This is a genomic window from Moritella viscosa (genome assembly GCF_900120065.1).
Classification (GTDB): domain Bacteria; phylum Pseudomonadota; class Gammaproteobacteria; order Enterobacterales; family Moritellaceae; genus Moritella; species Moritella viscosa.
This window is the reverse complement of the sequence record NZ_FPLG01000068.1, coordinates 1-8,601: the sequence shown is the minus strand read 5'-3', so window position 1 is coordinate 8,601 and position 8,601 is coordinate 1. Positions and strand designations below refer to the sequence as shown.

At 39.8% G+C, this 8,601-nt stretch carries 10 protein-coding genes, 1 other RNA gene and 1 pseudogene; 3 read left to right on the top strand and 9 right to left on the bottom strand.

All coding sequences use genetic code 11. The features are described from left to right. Positions 1-322 precede the first annotated feature (322 nt). The 4 genes from BT797_RS10125 to smpB all read right to left on the bottom strand — a co-directional run bounded on the left by BT797_RS10125 (position 323) and on the right by smpB (position 1,912). Positions 323-667 (bottom strand): hypothetical protein, encoded by a 345-nt coding sequence (locus tag BT797_RS10125; protein ID WP_045111693.1) that lies wholly within the window; start codon positions 665-667, stop codon positions 323-325. 44 nt (positions 668-711) lie between these two features. Beyond that, positions 712-906: a hypothetical protein gene (locus BT797_RS10120; RefSeq protein ID WP_045111692.1), complete on the bottom strand. Its 195-nt coding sequence runs from the start codon at positions 904-906 to the stop codon at positions 712-714. A gap of 126 nt (positions 907-1,032) precedes the next feature. After that, positions 1,033-1,391: a transfer-messenger RNA gene (ssrA, locus tag BT797_RS10115) on the bottom strand. Positions 1,392-1,432: 41 nt separating this feature from the next. Continuing rightward, positions 1,433-1,912: an SsrA-binding protein SmpB gene (smpB, locus tag BT797_RS10110; RefSeq protein ID WP_045111691.1), complete on the bottom strand. Its 480-nt coding sequence runs from the start codon at positions 1,910-1,912 to the stop codon at positions 1,433-1,435. Positions 1,913-2,133: 221 nt separating this feature from the next. Between smpB and BT797_RS10105 the strand changes: the two genes are divergently transcribed. Both BT797_RS10105 and BT797_RS10100 read left to right on the top strand, forming a co-directional pair. Then, on the top strand, positions 2,134-2,577 hold the full coding sequence (locus tag BT797_RS10105; RefSeq protein ID WP_045111690.1) for an SRPBCC family protein: 444 nt from the start codon (positions 2,134-2,136) through the stop codon (positions 2,575-2,577). Further along, positions 2,558-2,887 (top strand): RnfH family protein, encoded by a 330-nt coding sequence (locus BT797_RS10100; RefSeq protein ID WP_075471946.1) that lies wholly within the window; start codon positions 2,558-2,560, stop codon positions 2,885-2,887. The genes BT797_RS10105 and BT797_RS10100 overlap by 20 nt, the downstream gene beginning before the upstream one ends. Positions 2,888-2,954: 67 nt before the next feature. Here BT797_RS10100 and bamE read toward each other — a convergent pair whose 3' ends face one another. From bamE to nadK, 3 genes are all read right to left on the bottom strand, one after another. Beyond that, positions 2,955-3,311: an outer membrane protein assembly factor BamE gene (gene bamE, locus BT797_RS10095; protein WP_075471944.1), complete on the bottom strand. Its 357-nt coding sequence runs from the start codon at positions 3,309-3,311 to the stop codon at positions 2,955-2,957. A gap of 153 nt (positions 3,312-3,464) precedes the next feature. Beyond that, on the bottom strand, positions 3,465-5,126 hold the full coding sequence (gene recN / locus BT797_RS10090; protein ID WP_075471942.1) for a DNA repair protein RecN: 1,662 nt from the start codon (positions 5,124-5,126) through the stop codon (positions 3,465-3,467). A 176-nt stretch (positions 5,127-5,302) separates the two neighbouring features. Further along, complete coding sequence (gene nadK, locus BT797_RS10085; protein ID WP_045111686.1) at positions 5,303-6,184, bottom strand: NAD(+) kinase; 882 nt, start codon at positions 6,182-6,184, stop codon at positions 5,303-5,305. 260 nt (positions 6,185-6,444) lie between these two features. Here nadK and grpE point away from each other — a divergent pair, with 260 nt between their 5' ends. Continuing rightward, entirely contained in the window at positions 6,445-7,101 is a 657-nt protein-coding gene (gene grpE / locus BT797_RS10080; protein ID WP_075471940.1) for a nucleotide exchange factor GrpE, read from the top strand. 95 nt (positions 7,102-7,196) lie between these two features. Here grpE and BT797_RS10075 read toward each other — a convergent pair whose 3' ends face one another. Together BT797_RS10075 and BT797_RS24645 are read right to left on the bottom strand one after the other, a co-directional pair. After that, the gene (locus tag BT797_RS10075; protein WP_075471939.1) at positions 7,197-8,393 is read right to left on the bottom strand and encodes an anhydro-N-acetylmuramic acid kinase; all 1,197 of its coding nucleotides are present in this window, start codon (positions 8,391-8,393) and stop codon (positions 7,197-7,199) included. A gap of 29 nt (positions 8,394-8,422) precedes the next feature. Continuing rightward, positions 8,423-8,601 (bottom strand): annotated as a pseudogene (locus tag BT797_RS24645) (peptidase M23); the annotation flags it as partial.

The following is an 8,601-nucleotide window of genomic DNA, read 5'->3' as shown; positions in this document are numbered from 1 at the left end:
TTCATCATAAAATAACTCGCAAAAGTATGCTGTAACACATGACTCATTTGGCCTTTGGGTAATTCAAATCCTGCGCGTTCTACTGCGGTACGAAATGCTTTAAGACTGCTATTAAACAATGCCCCTGCTTTTTAGGAAGTTGGTCGACAAGTTCTGTCGATATTGGGTTCGTGCGTGGTTTATTACCTTTGCTATTGGATTATCCATTATCTTAGATAATGCCAATATATTCCTCAAAGCGTGAAGCCTTGGTGTTAAACCTATTTGTTGTTGTGATATGCGTCCATGCTTTGTGGGGCATGGACTCATTTTACGCGCTAACCTACATCCAATAAGACTTTTGTTCAGGCATAAAGTCGCTGGTATCAGACATATTTCTAATTACACCTTCAGCATTTTCTTGTTTTTGTTTTTTCGTAAGTTCTTTTTTGGATTGTTCTTTAGGTTCTTCTAGTTTCTTACCGTCATCATAGATTATATCACTGGGATCAACTTGCTGTGAGCCTAAAGCACCAACATTAATTTGCTGATCTTCTATAGGCTCTTCAATCGTTGTGGGCATTGACGTTTGAATATGACTTCTTGGCTGGTTCATTGGCAGGTTGGAATTAGTGCTACAACCTTGGTTTAACAGACAAAGAAAGAGGATTAATTTTAAATGTTTCATTATCGCCTCGTACCACCGTTGCTACATAACAAGGTGTTATTAATTCAATCTACTTGGGTTTTTAGTAGAGTCATGACTGCCATGAACTCTGTAATGGCAAGGAGACCATTCTTTTCTTTTTTTTCTTCTTTAGGTTTTCCACCTAGTATTGATGGCACTTCAGGTTTTGAATCGTTGCCGAAAACGCTACAGCCTTGAAGAGATACACAAAGAAAAATTATTAAAACTATCTTATTCATAACCACTCCATTGATTTTCTTACTAAAAAAAACAGTGTTTTATAAATTTTGGATAAAGAAAAGCCCATTGAATCAAACCATTCAATGGGCTGCGACACTTAGGAGGGTGCCGTTCTAACTTGCGTTTGGTGGAGTCGGGGGGAGTTGAACCCCCGTCCGAAAAACCTACATCCGCGGTACTACATGTTTAGTCATCTCTATTAATTTAACTTTTTATTAAGCCGAGTGACAGGCCGAACAAAAGCGTGCTCGATTGAGTTTAGCGCTTTCTCTACGAGCGAAGAGTCCACGCGATCCCGATATTTAATGACCATACAATATTAGAGACCCTCGGGCAGGGTTCTAAATGATGGCTAGCTAGCCTAAGCTGCTAGAGAGTAGTTAGAGTCGTTTGCAACTATAACAGTGCGGCTTTTTACGAGGCCAACCGCCCCTCGACATGCACCTAGGGTTTCGTGAATCTCGTCGAATCCTAAATCGACCCCAGAACTAAAATTCTACGCCAATAGTGTAGAATTGCAACAAATTAACGAACTTTGTGCTTCATCATTCGTTCTTTGTCTATTTTCCATTCACGATCTTTTACATCTGAACGTTTATCGTGCTCTTTCTTACCTTTAGCAAGACCAATGTTGATTTTTACCCAAGCTTGCTTCCAGTACATTGATGTTGCAACAATAGTATAACCCTGACGTTCTACTTTACTTGCTAGTACTTCTAATTCACGCTTGTTTAATAATAACTTACGAATACGGGTCGGGTTGCAAACTACGTGTGTAGACGCAGCGTCGAGTGGCATGATCTGCGCACCTGATATAAATGCTTCACCATTTTTAATAAACACATAACTTTCGGTAATGTTTACTTTACCGGCACGCAATGATTTAACTTCCCAGCCTTGTAGTTCTAATCCCGCTTCCAAGCGATCTTCGATTTTATATTCGAAACTAGCCGTTTTATTTCTCGCGATGGTATTTTCGCTGTTTTTTGGTTTTTTCTTAGCCATAATTTATTTTTATGCACCCATCATTGACGGAATTTAATGTTATAAATCTTATAACAAAATCGAATTTTATCCTAGTACTAGTCTTACTTTGCTGGGAATAACAAATGAATTTTATATAGATAAATGCTAAAGTTGCCTGCTTATTACTACTGGCGAAGAGATATTGGGCCATTAGTATGCGATTTAATTTTTCGATTGTTGTTTTCAATATAGGGACTAGTATGCCACGGATAACGCGCAGCGCACTGTTAATGTATAGCGCTGACCAAATGTTTAAATTAGTAAACGATGTTGATGCATACCCAGATTTTTTACCAGGTTGTACTGGTACACGCATTTTAGATGAACATGATAATCAAATGACAGCAGCAGTTGATGTTGCCAGAGCCGGTATTAGCAAAACATTTACCACTAAGAATACGCTAATACCTGGGCAAGAAGTAAAAATGGATCTCGTTGATGGGCCGTTTAAAAAACTTACAGGTGGTTGGACGTTTAAAGCGTTAGATGAAACTGCATGTAAAGTAACTCTGGATTTAGATTTTGTATTTAGCAGTAAATTAGTGGAAGTGGCGTTTGGGCGTATTTTTTCTGACTTAGTGAATAATATGGTGCAATCTTTTACAGAGCGTGCAAAAGAGGTTTATGGTGTCGACCAAAATTAATGTAGACGTTATTTATGCATTACCGAAAGAACAAATTACCTTTACGGTAAGTTTAGAGCAAGGTGCGACAGCTCAGCAAGTGATTGAAGCGTCAGGTATATTAGTCAAATATCCTGAGATTGAGCTAAATAAAAATAAATTAGGTATCTTTAGTCGCTTAATCAAACTGGATACTGTGGTTGAAGATGGTGAACGTGTTGAGATATATAGGCCGTTAACTGCCGATCCTAAAGAAATGCGTAAACGCCGTGCTGAAAAAGCCAAAGAAGATGGGCGAATTCACGAAAAGACAGGCCAAAAAATAAGATAGAGAATAATAAAAATCACAACTCAATTTAGGTTGTGATTTTTATTATCAATAATTGTTTGTTCTTAATCTATTGATCAAGTGGCGTTGAAAAATTAGGGTTTAGCGGATAATCACCAACCACTGTTTTCAGCTTCTCACTTTCAAAGGTTAATACCAGCTGCTTACTTGTTACTTCGCCACGACCTGTTTTGAAGCGATATAAGTAATTCCAAACATCATGGTCAAACGAATCAACGAGCATTGGGCTGCCAAGTACAAAAGTAACTTGTTCTTTCGTCATATCAACACGTAATTTGTCTACTTGATCATCTTCGACATAATTACCTTGTGGAATATCAATTTTATAAACTAGTTTTTCAAGAATTGAGCAGCCCGATAAACTGAAGATGGCCAAGCCTGCAATAAGTAAGTATTTTAAGTGCATAAGTATTTTGCTAATTAAGTCCATATAGATAGGTAAATAGTAACTCGGCTGGCGAGTGAAGTAAATCGATGTATTTAGTCGACTTACTTAGGGTTAAGCCAATTAGAAGACAAAAGCAGGAATTAGTTCCCGCCTTGTCTCTACTGTGAGAGGTTAAACTAACATTTCTGCGGCATTACTTAATGTTGACGCGGTGATCTTGTCTCCCCCAAGTAACCGCGCTAATTCTTCAATACGTTTTTCTTGGCTTAAGGGTTTCATGCAGGTTTCGGTCGTTTTCCCATCGGTGGTTTTACTCACAAACATTTGCTGATGACCTTTGGATGCTACTTGCGGTAAATGAGTCACGCACATAACTTGGGTTTTATTACCTAATTGGCGTAATAGTTTGCCAACAATGGAGGCTGTTTGCCCTGAAATGCCCACATCTACTTCATCAAAGATTAATGTTGGTGTTGATATTTTTTGCGCTGTGATCACTTGGATTGCTAAGCTTATACGTGATAGCTCACCACCAGATGCGACTTTACCCAGTGCTTGTAATGGTTGCCCTGGATTCGTTGAAACTAAAAAGTTAATATTATCCAAACCTTGTGGATTTGGTGTTTTATGTTCACTGCTTTCAAGGGTTATTTCAAAACAACCATTTTCCATACTCAGTTCATGCATGCTTGCCGTGATTAACTTGTTTAACTGTTTCGCGTATTTTTGACGACTTGATGATAGTTTTGTTGCTTGTTGATGATACTTAGCTTCAGATTCTTGTAGTTCTAGCTTGATACTCTCAATTCGTTCATCGTCACCGGCAATATTGTCTAATTCGGCTTTTAGCATTTGGTGATGTGTCGCGAGCTGATCTGCGGGTACTTGGTGTTTACGTGCGAGTTCTAAGGCCTTACCTAAACGTTCATCAAGGTATTCAAATTTTTCTGGGTCGCGGTCAAGATTATCTGTGTAACTGCGAAGTTCATTACCAGCTTCTTCGGCCAGCACTACCGCCTCTTGCAAGGTATCTGTGATTGACTTTAGTTTTGGATCCATGTCTAACAAATTTTCTAGACGCTGAGTTACTATTTGCAGCATGCTACAGATGGTATTGTCTTCATTTTCATACAGAGTATCTAAACTCGTCATGCACTCTTGAACTAATTCAGTGCTGTTGGCTAATAGCTTATGCCCAGCTTCAATCTGGCTATATTCACCATCGGCTAAGGCAAACTCGTTAAGTTCTGATACTTGATATTGTAATAGCTGTTGTCTGGCTGCCCGTTGCTGCTGGTTTTGTATTAGTTTCTTTTCTTCATCCGCTAAATTATGCCAATTGCGGTAACTATCACGGACGCTCGTCTGTAATTTTGTATGGCTGGCATAACCATCGAGGATCGCTAATTGGATTTCTGGTTTTAATAAAGTTTGATGTGCATGTTGTCCATGTACTTGAACCAAAAATTGAGACAGTGCTTTGAGTTGCTGCAATGGTACGGGGACACCGTTGATATAGCCCTTAGATCGACCTTCTGCAGTAATAACGCGGCGCAGGATACATTCATCTTCATTATTTAATTCGTGCTCGGTTAGCCATTTGTAGGCGAGGGAACTTGATTCTACGGTAAAAATGGCGCTTATTTCAGCTTTTTTCTCGCCGGGCCTAACTGTACTGGCATCAGCACGAGAACCTAAAGCAAGACCAAGCGCATCAATGGCAATTGATTTACCGGCACCAGTTTCACCTGTTACGGTTGTCATGCCTGACTTTAGTTCAAGTTCTAAAAATTTAACGATAGCAAAATTATGAATAGTGAGTTGCGTTAGCATACTGTACCCTGTTTATTTTATCAGGCTGGTTTTATATACAGTATATATACACTGACCCATAAGTGTAAATACTTTGCTTTTAGTTGAGGGGTTTATTTTCAATTTGTGATCAAGATACAGGGAAGTGAAAGGATAAGGCTTAACATGGGCTAAGCCTTTATAGCGCTGTGTTCAGACTAAAATAATTTGCTTCCCCAGCCTAATTTTTCACGTAAAACATTAAAGTAATCGTAGCTTTTCGGATGGATCAAATTAAGATGGTTTTTATCTCGTTTGATGATAATTTCATCACCAGGAAGCACACCAATGTGGACGTGACCATCACAACTGACCATCATATTTTCTTCATTATTTGGCGAAACGACTAATCTAATCGTGCTATTGGCGTTGATGACAATGGGGCGGCTTGACAGTGTATGAGGGAACATAGCCATTAATGAGATTGCTTCTAGACTTGGTGATAGGATTGGACCACCGGCAGATAATGAATAAGCTGTTGAGCCTGTTGGTGTAGAGACTAATAAACCATCGGCACGTTGGCTCAACATAAAGCTATCATCAATGTAAACTTCAAACTCAATCATCGCGGGGATCTTACCCGGGTGTAAGATCGTTTCATTAAAGGCTAAGTTGGTGGCCTTTAACATCCCGTAGCGATAGATTGACGTGTTTAATAAAATTCGCTTTTCCGAGATGTATTGGCCTTTAAGTACGCCCAATAAATGGTCATCAAAGGCTTCAGGATCAAGATCGGTCAGGAAACCTAAATTACCTCGGTTAACCCCGATAACGGCAATATCAAAACGAGATAATACACGACCAGCGCCAAGCATGTTACCGTCACCACCTACCACAATGGCAAGATCCGCTTCTTCACCTAGGTCCATCAGTGGTCGTGATTCGATCTTATCCATGTTGAGGTCTTGCGATACACGGCTATCAACAATAACCTTGTATTTGTGTTCGGTTAAAAAGTTGTGCAGGGCAATAAGGGTTTTGGTTGTTTCTGGGTGTTTGGGTTTTCCGATTAACCCGATGGTCTTGAATTCTCTCTTCATTGCCTTGATTCCACTAAGTAAGTATAGGCTCAGTATATACTTAAGCCACTTCAAGATTCAAAGTATAAACGCGATATTAATACCGCTTAATTAATCATTTATAGTGTGCGATTTAGAACTATTTTTACCGTAGGATGTAACTAGGGATGAATTTGACTTGAATCTCGTGTTAGGATCCCCATTATATTTCGGTATAAACCATTAATTGTAATATAGCGTACTAATTATAGAGTATGCTGAATCGAATGTCGGAGAAAGTAATGAGCAGCGAAAAGCAAAAAGTACAGGCTGAAAAGAAAGTTGAAGAGCAATTAGTAACAGAAACTGAAGCACAGCCTGTAGTTGAAGATGTTACAGTTGAAGAGGTTGCTGTTGAAGAAGCGACTGTGGAAGTTGATGAGTCTGTAGCACGCATCGCTGCATTAGAAGCTGAACTCGCGAAAGCAACTGCATCAGCAGCTGAATTTAAAGATACTGCATTACGTGCGAAAGCCGATGCTGATAACATTCGTCGCCGTGCTGCGATTGATGTTGATAAAGCAAAGAAATTCGCGCTAGAAAAGTTTGCTAATGAATTACTGCCTGTTATTGATAACATGGAACGTGGTCTGTTACATGTTGATAAAACAAATGAAGCATTGCTACCATTGATTGAAGGTATTGAGCTAACAGCTAAATCACTGGAATCTGCATTAGAAAAATTTGGTGTTAAATCTGTTAATCCTGAAGGTGAAAAATTCAACCCTGAGTTACATCAGGCAATGAGCATGATCGAAAGTGCTGACGTTGAACCAAATACAGTGATTACTGTGATGCAAAAAGGTTATGAGCTAAATGGTCGTCTAATCCGACCTGCGATGGTGATGATCTCAAAAGCGGTAGCAACACCAACTCCAACAATTGATACGCAAGCTTAATTGTCGATATAAGTAAGAATCGAATAAAAATAGAGCCGTTTGGCTCTATTTTTTTATCATCTTTTTATGTTCGTTACTATCGTGATGTCATGGTCTTAACCTGCGGGATAAAAAGCCCCCAAAATTGCTAAGCGGCTTGCGCCTGTGACCGCAGGTAAATTACCCGGCTGTTTATGGATATGTTGCTTCGCTAACCAAGCAAACGCAATCGCTTCAACCCAATCAGGATCAATGCCTATTTCTGTGGTTGTCATTACAGGTGTAACTGGTAATAATTGTGCTAAGTCTGCCATTAACAATGGATTGGCCGCGCCACCACCACAAATGTACACTTCATTCGTTATATTCACGTTATTACTTTTATTCCCGATACTATTATGCATCAATTTAGTGACTTCATTGGCAATAGAAACTGCGGTAAAACGCGTTAATGTACGTTGTACATCGGCATCTGAATATGACAGCGGATGTTTATCTGAAATAGTATCTAAACTGTTATTTAATGTTTTATTTAAATAGGGTTGCAGCCAAGCTAAGTTAAATAACTCTCGACCCGTGCTTTTCGGCGGGTTTAACGCAAAAAATGCATGCTGTAATAATGACGTCAGTAAAGACTCGATAACAACCCCTGATTTTGCCCATTGGCCATCTTCATCGTAGCTTTTTAGGCTGTTATTTTTAGCAGTAAACCAGGCGTCGAGTAGGGTATTCCCCGGACCAGTATCATAGCCAATAATGGATTTATTCTGCTGCAAGCTTGGTAAGTAGGTTATATTGGCTAAACCACCGATGTTAACAATGGCGCGATTGATACTCTGGTGTTGAAATACAGCCTGATGGAAAGCAGGGACTAAGGGCGCACCTTGACCACCAAAGGCCATATCTTTGCGTCTAAAGTCAGCGACGGTATCAATATTGGTCAAGGCGGCAAGAATATTAGCATCTCCGATTTGTAAGGTGAAGCCATGTTCGGGGTGGTGACGTACCGTTTGACCATGAGAACCAATAGCTGTGATGTCTTTGGCGGTATACTGTGTTTTAGCCAGCAATTGCTCACAAGCAAGCGCAAAGGTTTCAGCAAGCGGTTGCTCGATGGTGGCAAGTGTGCTTATTTCATTGCCGTTAGGACGACACAATTGATGCAGTTGAGCCGTTAGCTTCGCAGGCATAGCTTGTAAGTGCTGGGCAATAAGTTGGCACTTGCCATGCTCAAATGCGACTAAGGCAGCATCAATACCATCAATGCTGGTTCCAGACATCAGTCCGATATATAACTCACGTTTGTTTGGCATTGTCGCTCCCTAAAATCAGCCGTTTATCTTTATTGTGCGATTAGACTGTATAATTTCGCATTATTTTCCAATTGCTCTATGATGCCCTTCGCTTCGGAGACAAACTTGGTCTTTTCACTACCGCGTAATGACTCTGCTTTTGGTAGTGACACTGTTTTTGGATTTTTGTGCTTACCATTCACTAAGAATTCATAATGTAAATGGGGGC

Bases quoted from the DNA above. Each gene is read 5' to 3' on its own strand.
- BT797_RS10125 (WP_045111693.1), bottom strand. From the start codon at position 667: ATGAAACATTTAAAATTAATCCTCTTTCTTTGTCTGTTAAACCAAGGT.
- BT797_RS10120 (WP_045111692.1), bottom strand. From the start codon at position 906: ATGAATAAGATAGTTTTAATAATTTTTCTTTGTGTATCTCTTCAAGGC.
- smpB (WP_045111691.1), bottom strand. From the start codon at position 1,912: ATGGCTAAGAAAAAACCAAAAAACAGCGAAAATACCATCGCGAGAAAT.
- BT797_RS10105 (WP_045111690.1), top strand. From the start codon at position 2,134: ATGCCACGGATAACGCGCAGCGCACTGTTAATGTATAGCGCTGACCAA.
- BT797_RS10100 (WP_075471946.1), top strand. From the start codon at position 2,558: ATGGTGTCGACCAAAATTAATGTAGACGTTATTTATGCATTACCGAAA.
- bamE (WP_075471944.1), bottom strand. From the start codon at position 3,311: ATGCACTTAAAATACTTACTTATTGCAGGCTTGGCCATCTTCAGTTTA.
- recN (WP_075471942.1), bottom strand. From the start codon at position 5,126: ATGCTAACGCAACTCACTATTCATAATTTTGCTATCGTTAAATTTTTA.
- nadK (WP_045111686.1), bottom strand. From the start codon at position 6,184: ATGAAGAGAGAATTCAAGACCATCGGGTTAATCGGAAAACCCAAACAC.
- grpE (WP_075471940.1), top strand. From the start codon at position 6,445: ATGAGCAGCGAAAAGCAAAAAGTACAGGCTGAAAAGAAAGTTGAAGAG.
- BT797_RS10075 (WP_075471939.1), bottom strand. From the start codon at position 8,393: ATGCCAAACAAACGTGAGTTATATATCGGACTGATGTCTGGAACCAGC.